This window comes from Neisseria gonorrhoeae, assembly GCF_013030075.1.
GTDB lineage: Bacteria > Pseudomonadota > Gammaproteobacteria > Burkholderiales > Neisseriaceae > Neisseria > Neisseria gonorrhoeae.
The window spans coordinates 1,023,252-1,037,451 of sequence record NZ_AP023069.1 but is presented as its reverse complement, the minus strand read 5'-3'; the positions used below and the strand labels follow the sequence as shown (position 1 = coordinate 1,037,451).

General features: G+C 50.1%; 14 protein-coding genes, 1 tRNA gene and 1 pseudogene. 12 read left to right on the top strand and 4 right to left on the bottom strand.

Annotated elements, in window-relative coordinates:
* Positions 1 to 118 precede the first annotated feature (118 nt).
* The 6 genes from HT085_RS05370 to HT085_RS05345 all read left to right on the top strand — a co-directional run bounded on the left by HT085_RS05370 (position 119) and on the right by HT085_RS05345 (position 5,126).
* A complete protein-coding gene (locus HT085_RS05370; protein ID WP_003688269.1) occupies positions 119 to 541 on the top strand; it encodes a DciA family protein in 423 nt (140 codons plus the stop codon).
* Between the two features lie 282 nt (positions 542 to 823).
* Complete coding sequence (gene azu / locus HT085_RS05365) at positions 824 to 1,375, top strand: azurin (protein WP_003688275.1); 552 nt, start codon at positions 824 to 826, stop codon at positions 1,373 to 1,375.
* A 94-nt stretch (positions 1,376 to 1,469) separates the two neighbouring features.
* Positions 1,470 to 1,979, top strand: coding sequence for a hemerythrin domain-containing protein (locus HT085_RS05360; protein WP_003688276.1), 510 nt, complete (start codon positions 1,470 to 1,472; stop codon positions 1,977 to 1,979).
* Positions 1,980 to 2,012: 33 nt separating this feature from the next.
* A complete protein-coding gene (locus HT085_RS05355) occupies positions 2,013 to 2,633 on the top strand; it encodes an HI_0552 family protein (protein ID WP_003691023.1) in 621 nt (206 codons plus the stop codon).
* 112 nt (positions 2,634 to 2,745) lie between these two features.
* On the top strand, positions 2,746 to 3,891 hold the full coding sequence (dapE, locus tag HT085_RS05350; RefSeq protein ID WP_003691026.1) for a succinyl-diaminopimelate desuccinylase: 1,146 nt from the start codon (positions 2,746 to 2,748) through the stop codon (positions 3,889 to 3,891).
* A 419-nt stretch (positions 3,892 to 4,310) separates the two neighbouring features.
* Entirely contained in the window at positions 4,311 to 5,126 is an 816-nt protein-coding gene (locus HT085_RS05345; RefSeq protein ID WP_003691028.1) for a helix-turn-helix transcriptional regulator, read from the top strand.
* Here the strand turns inward: HT085_RS05345 and HT085_RS05340 are convergent.
* A pseudogene (locus HT085_RS05340) lies at positions 5,104 to 5,661 on the bottom strand (YbhB/YbcL family Raf kinase inhibitor-like protein). The gene HT085_RS05345 and the pseudogene HT085_RS05340 sit on opposite strands and share 23 nt — an antisense overlap.
* A 349-nt stretch (positions 5,662 to 6,010) precedes the next feature.
* Here HT085_RS05340 and HT085_RS05335 point away from each other — a divergent pair.
* From HT085_RS05335 to HT085_RS05310, 5 genes are all read left to right on the top strand, one after another.
* Complete coding sequence (locus HT085_RS05335) at positions 6,011 to 6,763, top strand: methylated-DNA--[protein]-cysteine S-methyltransferase (protein WP_025455786.1); 753 nt, start codon at positions 6,011 to 6,013, stop codon at positions 6,761 to 6,763.
* Between the two features lie 190 nt (positions 6,764 to 6,953).
* Positions 6,954 to 7,029, top strand: a tRNA-Asn gene (locus HT085_RS05330).
* Between the two features lie 130 nt (positions 7,030 to 7,159).
* Positions 7,160 to 8,170 carry a lipopolysaccharide heptosyltransferase II gene (gene waaF / locus HT085_RS05325; protein ID WP_003691034.1) on the top strand — a complete coding sequence of 337 codons (1,011 nt, stop codon included), beginning with the start codon at positions 7,160 to 7,162 and terminating at the stop codon, positions 8,168 to 8,170.
* 54 nt (positions 8,171 to 8,224) lie between these two features.
* Positions 8,225 to 8,671: an SsrA-binding protein SmpB gene (smpB, locus tag HT085_RS05320; RefSeq protein WP_010358325.1), complete on the top strand. Its 447-nt coding sequence runs from the start codon at positions 8,225 to 8,227 to the stop codon at positions 8,669 to 8,671.
* A 1,057-nt stretch (positions 8,672 to 9,728) separates the two neighbouring features.
* Positions 9,729 to 11,072: an autotransporter outer membrane beta-barrel domain-containing protein gene (locus HT085_RS05310; protein WP_082295938.1), complete on the top strand. Its 1,344-nt coding sequence runs from the start codon at positions 9,729 to 9,731 to the stop codon at positions 11,070 to 11,072.
* On the opposite strand, the gene HT085_RS05305 is transcribed toward HT085_RS05310, so the two are convergent.
* The 3 genes from HT085_RS05305 to HT085_RS05295 form a co-directional block, all read right to left on the bottom strand.
* Positions 11,055 to 11,306, bottom strand: a complete 252-nt coding sequence (locus tag HT085_RS05305; protein WP_228841304.1) for a hypothetical protein — start codon at positions 11,304 to 11,306, stop codon at positions 11,055 to 11,057. The two genes, HT085_RS05310 and HT085_RS05305, sit on opposite strands and share 18 nt — an antisense overlap.
* A 94-nt stretch (positions 11,307 to 11,400) precedes the next feature.
* Positions 11,401 to 12,768 (bottom strand): FAD-binding oxidoreductase, encoded by a 1,368-nt coding sequence (locus HT085_RS05300; RefSeq protein WP_003688292.1) that lies wholly within the window; start codon positions 12,766 to 12,768, stop codon positions 11,401 to 11,403.
* 109 nt (positions 12,769 to 12,877) lie between these two features.
* The gene (locus HT085_RS05295; protein ID WP_003702577.1) at positions 12,878 to 13,174 is read right to left on the bottom strand and encodes a hypothetical protein; all 297 of its coding nucleotides are present in this window, start codon (positions 13,172 to 13,174) and stop codon (positions 12,878 to 12,880) included.
* A 472-nt stretch (positions 13,175 to 13,646) separates the two neighbouring features.
* On the opposite strand from HT085_RS05295, the gene HT085_RS05290 reads away from it, so the two are divergent.
* On the top strand, positions 13,647 to 14,129 hold the full coding sequence (locus HT085_RS05290; protein WP_003688300.1) for an FKBP-type peptidyl-prolyl cis-trans isomerase: 483 nt from the start codon (positions 13,647 to 13,649) through the stop codon (positions 14,127 to 14,129).
* Positions 14,130 to 14,200: the final 71 nt, after the last annotated feature.

Below are 14,200 nucleotides of genomic sequence, written 5' to 3'. Positions count from 1 at the left end.
GCCTGATATAATAGTGGGGCGAAAACGCGATTTTAACACAAGCGTTTGTGCAAAGTGCTAATGCCGTCTGAAATAAAGGCGCGTTTGCGGTATTTCAATCTTTTGGGGTGTATGTTTTATGAATTTGGAACAGTTGGGCAGGCGGGACGCGCTGCTTTCCGGACTTTTGAAACAGGCGGGACAGTGGCGGCGGTTGGATGCTGCCGTGAAAAAACTGCTGCCTGCCAACCTGCACCCCCACTTTCAGACGGCATGTATCGAAGACGGCAGGCTTGTCCTTTTGGCGGCAAACAATATGGCGGCATCGCGTTTGAAGATGATTGCCCCGTCGGTATTGCCGCAGCTGGCAGGGCTTGATGCTTCGATACGGTCTGTTTCGGTCAGGCTGGTTCCAAAACCGGAAAAACCGCCGAAAACCAATACCCTGCATTTGAGTAAGGCTGCGTTGGAGAGTTTCGATTCGGCGGCGGCAAAGTTGGAAGAACGGCATCCCGAATTGGCGGAGGCACTGGAGGAGCTGGTCAGGAAGTACGGGGCATAAGGCGGCCGGCAGGGATGTTGTAAATATCCGTTAATATTTGCGCGGCGGGGGACGGCTGCCCTAATATTAAAGAAATAGGTTCGGGGTAAGATTGCCCTTTTTTTGGGTAAACGATTGTAAACTTGCAAACAGGCTTTGATTTCAAATGAAGTTTGTAGCAAAATGCCGCCCCGAAACATCTGTTTGTGCAACACGGCGGAATCTTTTTCAAGGTTTTGTTAATGGCGGTTGCACTTTGATTTCCGTAAAACCGAATATTATTTTATCGATTGGAGATTTACCATGAAAGCTTATCTGGCTCTGATTTCTGCCGCCGTTATCGGTTTGGCTGCCTGCTCTCAAGAACCTGCCGCGCCTGCTGCCGAGGCAACTCCTGCCGGTGAAGCACCCGCTTCCGAAGCGCCTGCCGCCGAAGCTGCTCCTGCAGATGCTGCCGAAGCCCCTGCTGCCGGCAACTGTGCGGCAACTGTCGAATCCAACGACAATATGCAGTTCAACACCAAAGACATCCAAGTCAGCAAAGCATGTAAAGAGTTCACCATCACTCTGAAACATACCGGTACGCAACCCAAAGCCAGCATGGGTCACAACCTTGTGATTGCCAAAGCTGAAGACATGGACGGCGTATTTAAAGACGGCGTAGGTGCTGCCGATACCGACTATGTCAAACCTGACGATGCGCGCGTTGTTGCCCACACCAAACTGATCGGCGGCGGCGAAGAGTCTTCCCTGACTTTGGATCCTGCCAAATTGGCTGACGGCGACTACAAATTTGCCTGCACCTTCCCGGGTCACGGTGCTTTGATGAACGGCAAAGTGACTTTGGTCGATTAATCCGCTTAAAGTTTCAAAAGACAGACAGCCTGCTTTGTGCAGGCTGTTTTATTATAAAATGACTGCTTGAAAAGTCCCCGTTGAGAACGAAAACATGAATCCGTTTGAAACCCAAAGCGTTACCTTTGCCGAACCGATTGAAATGCTGTATGCCTGCCACGGCAAAGTGCGCCGTTTTTGCGGCCAGATTGCTATGTTGTCGGGCTATATCGCCGAAAACGGCTGCAATCAGCTTGTTTTGCAAACCATCCGCCAAATCTCCCGGTATTTCAACGTTGCCGCGCCGCTGCACCATGAGGACGAAGAAGAAAACTTTTTCCCGCTGCTGCTGCAATACGCGCCGCAAGCCCGTGAAGGCGTGGACGAGCTGTTGCGCCAACATATCGGGCTGTACGACAACTGGGCGGCTGTTTCCGCCGAATTTGCCAAACTCGAAGCAGACAACGCTTATATCCCCGATGCGGAAGCGTTCAAACGCTTTGTGGAGGGATATGATGTGCATCTGGCGATTGAAGAGCCTTTGTTCGACATGGGCAAAACGTTTATCCCCGAAGAGAAGCTGACCGAAATCGGCGAAATCATGGCGGCGCGCCGGTGCAAATAATGCCGTCTGAAACAATCGTCTCAAGGATATATTATGCTGACGCCCAAAAGCTGCGATTTGTTCAATATCCCGTTTTTCCAGTTTGCCCAGCTCAAAAAATACCAGCCCGAGAGCATTCCGCAAATCAAAGCCGACTACAAGGAAAACTGGCAGATATGGCAGCAGTTGATACAGCAGGTCGCCGCAGATTTGAGCGAACCTTTCGCCCCGCCGCATATCGAACGCTGGTGTAACGGCTGGCAGGTTCGCGCCCATTTCTTCGCCTACTTCAAATACGCCCAATACAAAAATTCCGCCGCCATCCTGTCGATACTGCTCAACCGCCGCCGCCTGAGCGTCAGCTTGGACTGGCATTGCTACAAAGCCGACGTGTCGCCGATTGCGCTGCCCGAGTACAACCGCTGGCTGGATGATTTCGATACCGAAAAATACGCCGCATTCGATATGTGGCACGGCGCGGAAAGCGAATATGACGACTACCGCACCGTCGCACAACAAAGCGAATCCGACCGAAGGTTGCAAAACGACGAAGACTTTTTCTGCATCGGCAAACACATTGAGCGCGACGATTTGGGCAAGCAGGATGTAGCAAAATGGATAGCCGAAATGGTGGAAGATTTACTGCCGCTTTACGAAGCCTGTCACGGCAAATGATTCAGAAAACTGACGGGTACGAATGCCCGTCTTATACACCAATCCAACCCGGAGGTCGTCTGAAAATCAGCTTCAGGACATTTCAGACGACCTGATTTCCAAAGTGAACAAAATGACCGAAACCCAATCCCTAGAACTCGCCAAAGCGTTGATTTCCCGCCCGTCCGTTACCCCCGACGACCGAGATTGCCAAAAACTGCTTGCCGAACGCCTGCACAAAATCGGTTTTGCGGCTGAAGAACTCCATTTCGGCGACACCAAAAACATCTGGTTGCGACGCGGCACGAAAGCTCCTGTCGTCTGTTTTGCAGGGCATACCGACGTTGTGCCGACAGGTCCTGTTGAAAAATGGGATTCGCCCCCGTTCGAACCGACCGAGCGCGACGGAAGATTATACGGGCGCGGCGCGGCGGACATGAAAACCAGCATCGCCTGTTTCGTTACCGCCTGCGAACGCTTTGTTGCCGAACATCCCGACCATCAAGGCAGCATTGCACTCTTGATTACTTCCGACGAAGAGGGCGATGCACTGGACGGCACGACCAAAGTCGTCGATGTGTTGAAAGCACGCGGAGAGTTGATTGACTACTGCATCGTCGGCGAACCGACCGCCGTGGACAAATTGGGCGATATGATTAAAAACGGCCGGCGCGGTTCGCTGTCGGGCAATCTGACCGTCAAAGGCAAGCAAGGGCATATCGCCTATCCGCATTTGGCGGTGAATCCCGTGCATACTTTTGCCCCGGCCTTGTTAGAGTTGACGCAGGAAGTTTGGGACGAAGGCAACGAATACTTCCCGCCGACCAGCTTTCAAATTTCCAATATCAACGGCGGCACAGGCGCGACCAACGTCATTCCGGGCGAGCTGAACGTCAAATTCAATTTCCGCTTCTCCACAGAGTCCACCGAAACAGGGCTGAAACAACGCGTCCACGCCATTTTGGACAAACACGGCGTGCAATACGATTTGCAGTGGTCGTGTTCGGGACAGCCCTTCCTGACCCACGCGGGCAAACTGACCGACGTGGCACGCACCGCCATTGCCGAAACCTGCGGCGTTGAGGCCGAATTGTCCACCACCGGCGGCACTTCGGACGGACGCTTCATTAAAGCCATTGCGAAAGAACTCATCGAATTAGGCCCGTCCAATGCCACCATCCACCAAATCAACGAAAATGTGCGGCTGGACGATATTCCGAAGCTGTCGGCGGTGTATGAGAGGATATTGGCGCGGTTGTTGGCTGAAAAGGCCGTCTGAAAAGAAGATGGGCTGGTTGTCGGATATGGATGTCCGACAATCTGATTAGACCCAACATGAGTTTGAGATAACGCATTGATTTTTATGTAGAGCGATTTATTTGAACGGTAATCCATTCCCTCTCCCGTGGGAGAGGGTTAGGGAGAGGGCATTGGGACGGCAACGGAAATATTGTCTGTATCTGCCACGTTTTACCCTCCCTCCGACCCTCCCCACAGGGGAGGGAGCTAAGTTGCAGGCACACCGACGGAATATGGTTGAAACCCTGCCCTTCAGGGCAGTAGAATTTTGGTTTATTTTTTGGGAAGTAACCCCTTCCAAATCAGGGTAAACAGGGCTGCGCCTTATGTGCGGCCCTGTGTGTTGAAACATTGAGGAATATAACCGTGCCGTCAAATTACTTTCATACGCGTGAACGATTGGGTGCTTTAGGCGGCATCGTGCAACATCATACCGCCTTGTACCGCAGCGTGGCGGTATATGAACCGACCGTGGTTATCGTGCGGCGCGGATGCAAGAAGCTGCGGTGGGCGGGGCGCGAATTGAGGATTGCGGCGGGTGAGGCTGTCGGCTTGGCAGGCGGGCAGACGTTTGACGTCATCAATATTCCCGATTCAGACGGCCTCTATCAGGCGCAATGGATTGCTTTCGAACAGGAAACCGTAGAAAGGTTCGCCGCACAATACGGGACGGCGCAGGCAGTGTGCGATGCGGTGAAGCTGCCGCACCCCGGGCGTATGGGCGCGGCGTTTGATTATGCGGCTGCGGTACTGGCGGATGAAGAAGTGCCGCACAATGCGGCGGAGGCCGCGCTTTGCGGCGTGTTGGCGTGGTTGCAGCATGACGGCATCGGTTTTGCCGTGTACGGAGGCGTCAACCTGATGCGGCAAATCCGCAAACTGATTACTGCCGATATGGCTGCGGACTGGTCGTCGGCAATGCTGGCGCAGCGGCTTAATTGCAGCGAGGCCGCGTTGCGGCGGCGGTTGGCGCGGCAGGACACGAATTTCCGTACGCTGCTGACGGATGTACGCATGATGCGCGCGCTGACGCTGTTGCAGGTTACGCAATGGTCGGTAGCGCAGATTGCCGGCGCGGTTGGCTATGACTGCCCGTCCCGTTTCAGCGCGCGCTTCAAAGAGCTGTTCGGTTGCGTACCGTCGGTGGTCCGCTCGGAAGCGGAGCCGGCGGCATATCGGCGCACGGGGCAGGTCAGCGTCGGTGTTCGACCGTGAATTTCGCTTCGCCCAAGCTGTTTGCCTTAGTGGAGAAACCGACCAGCACGGGTGTGGATTCGGCGGTGATGTTCGGCAGCTTGGCGACTTTCAGCGCGGTAAGCGTGAATTCGTAGCGGTGTTTCCTGCCTTCGGGAGGACACGCGCCGCCGTAGCCCGGCGCGCCGAAGTCCGTGCGGGTTTGCAGCGCGCCTTTGGGCGGCCTGCCTCATTGTGCGGTAATGCCTGCGGGCAGGCGGCGGACATCGGCGGGAATGTCGGCGACCACCCAGTGCATCCGGTCCAGACCGATCGGCGCGTCTTTATCGTAAACGGTCAGGACGAAACTTTTTGTCCCTGCGGGCGGGTTTTTCCACGACAGCGCGGGCGAAGCATTGCCGCCCGAACAGCCGAAGCCGTAAGGCGCGCTCAAAAGCTGGTTTTGCGTGAAGCCGCCGTCTTCGGACGGGTTGTCGAATTGCAGCGTGAATGCGCCCCCGGCAAAGGCAGCGGTTGAAAAAGCCAGCAGTACGGCGGAGAGGATGCGGGTTTGCATAGATGATTCCTTTGCTTGATGAATAAGCGGATTCATTATAGGCTGTCAACGGCGGCAGGAATGTGCCGAAACGGTTGGATGATGTGCCGGAATGCGCAAATGCAAAAATCGTGGTTTCAGACGACCCTTTGAAGGCCGTCTGAAATTTTTCATAGGGCGACGCTTTATGTGTCGTCCTGTGTGTTGAAACATTCCTTTCCCTGATGCTTTGGAAATATTGTATATTTAGGCATTGCCGCAACCAGACCCTCAAGGTTTCCGCCGCAGCCTGTTCCTGTACCGGCGTGCGGGAATGGCGGAAATCGGGGATTTCGCCGTCAAATTTATGATAGGGATACGGAGCAAACGAATGATTACCCTGCCTTCCTTAAACAATCTGCCGTCAAAATGGGATGAAATCCGCCATTGCCTCGAAACCCGGGTTTTTGAGTGCGGCGTTATGCCGTATCCCAATCTGACGGAATGCGAAGCCGGGCAGTTCGAGCGGGATTTTTGGGACAATATCGGCTACGCGCCTGAAGAATATGTCCGTATCCGCCGCGCCATCCGTCTGTTGGAATTACGTTATCCCGACAGCTTGAACGAGCTGGTGTGTGCCGCCATTGCCACGCCTTTGGGCGAGATGTTGGCGGTGTTCGGCGTTAAGGGATTGTGCCTGCTGGAGTTTGTCGGACAGAAGTATTTGGAACAGGAAATTGCCGCCGTCCAAAAAGCCTTGCGCGGACGGTTTGTGTTTCGGGAAGACGGGCGGATGCAATTTTTGCGTCAGGAATTGGATTTGTATTTCCAATGCCGTCTGAAAACCTTTGCCACGCCCTTGGAAATGATTGGTACGGCGTTTCAAAAACAGGCGTGGGACGTGCTTTTGGCGATTCCTTACGGCGAAACGCGCAGTTATAAGGAGCAGGCGCAGCGTTTGGGCAACCCCAAAGCCGTCCGCGCCGTTGCCGCCGCCAACGGGCAGAACAAGGTGTCTGTCATGATTCCCTGCCACCGCGTCATTGGCAGCGACGGCAAACTGACCGGCTACGCGGGCGGGTTGAACCGCAAACAGTTTTTACTGGCTTTGGAACGCGGCGAAGTTCAGACGGCATTGTTTTAAGCGGGGAAATGCAGAACGGCTCATCGGGCTTAAATATGGTGTGATGACGGCTGTGAAAATTCATACAACGGCAATCCTTTTAAGGCATCGGTCTTAATGTCTTTCTGATTCATATGCTTGTCGTTTTGTCGCCCATTTTTCCAAAATTAAGGATTGACACATTTTTTCCGGACGCTATAATACGCCCCATTCCCCGATAGCTCAGTCGGTAGAGCGACGGACTGTTAATCCGCAGGTCCCTGGTTCGAGCCCAGGTCGGGGAGCCAGAATTTTGAAGCCCAAACTTGAATGTTCGGGCTTTTTCACATTTGCACGTCCGGCGCTCGGAATGCGGCGAGATAGGTTTTCCAACGGTTTCGCGGTAAAATTCTGCCTGTCTGATTTCGGTTTCGTTTTATGTCTATCAAAATCCTGATTATTTCTCCCAGTTGGATAGGCGACTGCGTGATGACCCAGCCCTTGTTCCGCCGTTTGAAGAAACTTCATCCCGGTTGCACGATTGATGTGTTCGCACCGAAGTGGTCGATGGCGGTGTTCGAGCGTATGCCGGAAGTGAATGAGATTCTTGAAAATCCGTTCGGACACGGTGCGTTGGAGCTGAAACGCCGTTGGCGGGTCGGCAGGGAGTTGGGACGGCGCGGATACGACAGGGTTATCGTGTTGCCGGGTTCTTTGAAGTCGGCAGTCATCGCGCTGGCAACGGGCATCGGAAAAAGAACGGGTTATGTCGGCGAAAGCCGTTATTTTCTGTTGAACGATATACGCAGGCTGGATAAGGAACGTCTGCCTTTGATGGTGGACCGATATACGGCTCTCGCGCATCAGAGTCAGGAAGATTTTGACGGGCATTCGGGATTCCCCGAGTTTTCCATTGATGAACGGCGGCGGGAAATTTCTATTGAAACTTTCGGTTTGAATCTTGGAAAGCCTGTTCTGGCTTTTTGCCCGGGTGCGGAATTCGGGCCGGCAAAGCGTTGGCCGGCAAGGCATTTTGCCGAGTTGGGCAAACACTATTCGGAGGCGGGTTGGCAGGTTTGGTTGTTCGGTTCGCAAAAAGATAATGAAATCGCCGAAGAAATCAACTGCCTTTCAGACGGCATGTGTGTCAATTTGTGCGGCAAAACCGATTTGTCGCAGGCAATGGATTTGCTGTCGTTGGCGGACACGGTCGTGTGCAACGACAGCGGGCTGATGCATTTGGCGGCTGCTTTGGGCAGGAAGGTAGTGGCGGTTTACGGTTCTTCCAGCCCGACGCATACGCCGCCTTTGAGCGACAGGGCGAAAATCGTCAGCCTGCACTTGGAATGTTCGCCCTGTTTCAAACGTGAATGCCCGTTGGGGCATACCGACTGCCTCAACAGGCTGTATCCCGAGAAGATTGTGCAGGCGGTTGAAGAGGCGGTATGATGGCTTCTGTTTTCGGATTTATACCGTCTGACGGCGGATATTGATAGGATGTTTATGGCTATTGCGAACAATAAAAAAGCATTTCACGATTTTTTCATTGAAGACCGGATTGAAGCCGGTTTGGTCTTGGAAGGCTGGGAAGTCAAAGCAATCCGCGCCGCGCGCGTACAGCTTAAAGAGAGTTATATCTATTGGAAAAAAGATGCGTTTTATCTGGTCGGCTGCCATATTACGGCTTTGCCTACGGCTTCGACACACATCAAACCGGATGCCGTACGTCCGCGCAAACTGTTATTAAAACAGTCGGAAATCAATAAGTTAATCGGAAAAACCGAACGTGCAGGTTACACCATCGTGCCGCTGGATTTGCATTTTTCACGCGGAAAAATCAAGATGGAAATCGGTTTGGCAAAAGGTAAGAAACAGCACGATAAACGACAAAGTATGAAGGAAGCCGACTGGAAACGCGAGAAACAGCGGTTGATTAAGCATACGCGCTGATTGTGGAAACAATGCTTCAGACGGTACGGGCAAGGCTGCCGCCTGATGCGTAAACGTTCTACACCTAAACCAGCATCCGCTTTAATCAGCACGGCATGATGCCCCAAACCTTCGTCAAAGGTTTGAGCAATTTGATGATAAATTGGCATTAGCCAAGGGTAAAGTGCGGTCATTTTTCCTGAAATTTTTGTAAATAACGAGGGCAATTATACACATTTTCAAACCGGCTTGACAAAATAGCAAAAAGCAAACGTTTACTTTTAATAAATAAGAAATAAATAGAGAAAATTTGAACTAAATGACATTTTTTGTTCAGTTTTATGCTAAAATCCACGCCCTATTTATTTTTACTTGACAAAGGAAAATTTATTATGAAACTCGAAGCAAGCAAGCAGAAGTTTAAAAAATCATTTATTATAAGTCTATTTTTTTCTATTCTTTAATACCTCTCCGCTTTTGGCTGTTGATTATGTTTACGACAAAACCAAGCTCACTGATGATGAAATTATCCGCTTAAAAAAAACTCCGCGATAGAAATAGTGAATATTGGAAAGAAGAAACTTATCACATAAAAAGTAACGGGCGAACTTATCCAAACATTCCCGCATTATTCCCTAAACATCCTTTCGATCCATTCGAAAACATCAACAACTCAAAAAAGATTTCTTTTTATGACAAGGAATACACTGAAGATTACCTTGTTGGCTTCGCCCGAGGTTTCGGGGTTGAAAAAAGAAATGGGGAAGAAGAAAAACCACTCCGGCAATATTTTAAGGACTGTGTAAATACTGAGAATTCCAATAATGATAATTGTAAAATTTCATCCTTCGGAAACTATGGCCCAATATTAATAAAGAGCGATATTTTCGCCTTAGCATCACAAATAAAAAATAGCCATATCAACAGCGAAATTTTATCTGTAGGTAATTATATCGAATGGCTTCGCCCAACACTTAATAAGCTTACTGGTTGGCAAGAGCATCTATATGCTGGTTTAGATCCATTCCACTATATTGAGGTTACAGACAACTCGCACGTTATCGGACAAACGATTGATTTGGGAGCATTAGAATTAACAAATTCTCTATGGGAACCCCGTTGGAACTCTAATATTGATTATTTAATAACAAAAAATGCTGAAATTCGTTTCAACACTAAAAATGAAAGTTTACTCGTAAAAGAAGATTATGCTGGCGGAGCTCGTTTTCGTTTTGCTTACGATCTAAAAGATAAAGTCCCTGAAATACCAGTTTTAACTTTTGAAAAAAATATAACTGGCACATCAGATATTATTTTTGAGGGAAAAGCGTTGGATAATTTGAAACACCTAGACGGGCATCAAATTGTCAAAGTAAATGACACCGCAGATAAAGATGCCTTTAGACTTTCCAGTAAATACCGAAAGGGAATTTATACGCTCTCTTTACAACAACGCCCAGAGGGCTTTTTTACCAAAGTGCAAGAACGCGATGATATTGCGATTTATGCACAACAGGCTCAAGCCGCCAATACCTTATTCGCCTTGCGTTTGAACGACAAAAACAGTGATATTTTCGACCGCACTTTACCACGCAAAGGCTTGTGGTTGCGTGTGATTGACGGACATTCCAACCAATGGGTGCAAGGCAAAACAGCACCTGTAGAAGGCTATCGAAAAGGTGTGCAACTCGGCGGCGAGGTGTTCACATGGCAAAACGAAAGTAATCAACTTTCTATTGGCTTAATGGGCGGACAAGCAGAACAACGCAGCACTTTCCGCAATCCGGATACAGACAATCTTACAACGGGAAATGTGAAAGGCTTTGGTGCGGGCGTTTACGCCACTTGGCATCAGCTTCAGGACAAACAGACAGGTGCGTATGTTGATAGCTGGATGCAATATCAACGTTTCCGCCACCGCATTAACACTGAATATGCTACAGAACGTTTTACTTCAAAAGGTATTACTGCCTCAATTGAAGCGGGTTACAATGCGTTATTGGCGGAACACTTCACTAAAAAGGGCAACAGCCTTCGTGTTTACCTACAACCACAGGCGCAATTGACTTATTTGGGGGTAAACGGAAAATTCAGCGATAGCGAAAATGCCCAAGTGAATTTGCTTGGCTCCCGCCAATTACAAAGCCGAGTGGGCGTTCAAGCTAAAGCGCAATTTGCTTTCACTAATGGCGTCACTTTCCAACCATTTGTTGCTGTCAATTCAATCTACCAACAAAAACCTTTCGGTGTGGAAATAGACGGGGATCGTCGAGTGATAAACAATAAGACGGTAATTGAAACTCAATTAGGTGTAGCAGCGAAAATCAAATCTCACTTAACCTTGCAAGCCTCATTCAACCGCCAAACAAGCAAACATCATCACGCTAAACAAGGTGCGTTGAATTTACAGTGGACGTTTTAAGTTAAATTGTAACAAAATAAAATCGGCAGGGAAATTCACTGCCGATTTTATTATTTTAAAAGTGCGGTCATTTTTCGTGTAATTTCCACCAATTTTTACCGCACTTTCAATTTCAGCTTGAACAAGTTCAATAGTCTGCTCTGCATTAATTACGACTGCTTTTGGATTATCTTTTACTAATTCTAAATAGCGTGCTCGAGTGCGATGGAAAAAATCTAAATCCATTTGCTCAATACGGTCTAACTCGCCACGTCCACGAGCTCGCGCTAAACCGACAATCGGATCTATTGTCCTTTTCTTTGTTGTGTATGCAAATCAGAAATGCCGGTTACGGAAGCAGTTTGCCAGGATTCATAATGTTATATGGATCAAGGTGTTGTTTGATGCTTTTCATCAGGGCAATTTCAGAGGGCGTGCGGACAGCGGGCAGCCATTGTTTTTTGATGATACCTATGCCGTGTTCGGCGGCAATCGTGCCGTTGCGGGCAAGGACGTTGCGATAGACTGTGCTGTTGATGTCGTTTTCGTAACGGTAAACTTCATTGCTGAGGATTTCGGGCGGAAAAGTATTGTAGTGCAGGCTGCCGTCGCCCAGATGTCCGAAGCAGACGATTTGTATGCCTTTAAAATTCTGTTCCAAATCTTTGGCGCACCGGCGGACAAAGTCGGCAACGCGCCCGATAGGAACGGCAATATCGTGTTTGATGCTGGTGCCCAGTTTGCGTTGGGAGGCGGAGATGTTTTCGCGCAACGCCCACATATGGATACGTTCTTGTTCGCTTTGCGCCAATACGCTGTCGGTAAATCCTTTTTTATAAAGAAATTCGACAAGCCGATCATCAAGATTGCTGTCGGGTAATGAGTCGGTCAACTCAAGTAAAATATGCCATTCTGAATGTGTCGGCAGGGGGAGTTTGCTGAATTCGGAAGACAACTCGGCGGCAAAACGGCCGATCAGTTCAAAACTGCATAAGCGTTCGGCAAAGTGCGCTTGGGTTTCGGTCAGCAGGCGGACGGCGGATTCGATGTCGGGAATGCCGACCCATGCCGTTGCCTTGTCCGAGGGACGGGCAAAAAGCTTGAGCGTGGCGGCAGTGATGATGCCCAGTGTGCCTTCGCTGCCGATAAACAGATGGCGCAGGTCGTAGCCGGTGGTGTTTTTATGCAGGGGATGGAGATGGGAAACCAGTTCGCCGTTGGGGAGGACGACTTCCAAACCGATAACCAGGTCGCGCATCGTGCCGTAACGCAATACGTTCAAACCTCCGGCATTGCAGGCGATGTTGCCGCCGATTTGGCACGAGCCTTCGCTGGCGAGACTGAGTGGGAACAGCCTGTTTGAGGCTTCGGCTGCCTGTTGGACGGTTTGGAGTACGGAACCTGCTTCGACGGTTATGCAGTTGTCTGACAAATTGATGCTGCGGATGCGGTTGAGTTTGGAAAGGTTCAGCAATACGCCGTTTTCCGATACTGCCGCGCCGCACAAACCGGTATTGCCGCCTTGCGGCGTAACCGGAATGCGGTGTTCGTAACAAAAACGCATAATGGTTTGCACGCTTTCAACGCTGCGCGGCTGCAAAATGATGTCTGGTGCAGACGTAAAGCGGTTGCGCTGATCTTTTAAAAGCGTCGGAGAAGGTTCGGCAATTTCATCTGCCGGCAGGAGTCGGGAAAATTCGGTATGAAGGTCAGGCATGTTTGTCGGAAGGGTAGGGAGAAGATTGAGGAAGGGAATCTGATGCCGTCTGAAAAATCAAAAAAGCAGGATACTGAACGTATCCTGCTTTTTTGCAAGCGGAAAATGCTTATTTTGCAGCTTCGGCAGCAGGAGCTTCAGCGGCAGGTGCTTCGGTAGCAGCAGCTTCGGCGGCAGGTGCTTCGGTAGCAGCAGCTTCGGCGGCAGGAGCTTCAGCAGCGGGAGCTTCGGCGGCAGGTGCTTCGGCGGCGGGAGCTTCGGCGGCAGGTGCTTCGGCGGCAGGTGCTTCGGCAGCAGGTGCCTCGGTAGAGGAAGCCTCAGCAGCAGGAGCTTCAGCGGCTTTTTCTCCGCCGCAGGCAGCCAAAGCCAAAGACAACAAAGCAGCGGCAAACAGGGATTTTTTCATTTTAGTAACCTTTAAAATCAATTTAAATTATTGAAACAAATAGGTCTTTTTCGACCATACTACAAACCGGGTTGGAAATTCATCGCTGAATTTGCGTAATTATGCACCATGGAATAAGGGATTGCAATGTCGTACAGATGGGAAAAAGGTTTGAATGAAAAGTTTTCTGGCGGGCGGATTGATAAATCCTGTAAAACGGTTTTGCTGTTAAAAATCCGATAGGGATAAATATTATAGAGATTAATATAATTCAGTATCTTGTATGATTTATTAAGGCAGATTGGGGAAGTCGGCAGATGGGTCGGAATGGTTTTTGAGAGTGTTGTAAAAAATTTACACTGCAATAAAATAACAAAAATTTACATTGAAATATGTGCCGTACAGTTTATGAACAGGTTAACGGTAATCGGCCGGCGCGGCGGTTGTGTTAGAATGCGCCTGTAATCAATCTGCTGTTCCTGAAAGGACAAATATGGCTATTGCAAAAAATTCCGTGGTTTCGCTGCATTATGAGATGTATGATGCCAACAATCAGCTTTTGGATAAAACCGAAGAACCGATTGCGTATCTGCACGGCGGTTACGACGGCATTTTCCCTTTGGTGGAAGAGGCGTTGCACGGTAAGGATGCCGGCGATACGGTCGATGTGGCGCTTTCGTCCGACGATGCGTTCGGCGAGCAGGATTCGGAGTTGGTCCGTATTGAAGATGCGGGCGCGTTCCCTGTTGAAGTCGAAGTCGGCATGATGTTTGAAGCCGACGATCCTGAAACCGGCGATGTTGTCGTCTATCGTGTAACCGATGTTGCCGACGGCAAGGCGGTGGTGGACGGCAACCATCCTTTGGCAGGCATGAAAATCCGCTTTAAAGCTACGGTTGAAAGCGTGCGCGATGCATCCGATGAGGAAATCGCACACGGTCATGTCCACGGTTCGCACGGTCATTACCACCACTGATTGCCGGCAGCTTGGAGGTATCTGATGCCGTCTGAAAAGGGTTTGTTCCGTTTCAGACGGCATTTTGTTTG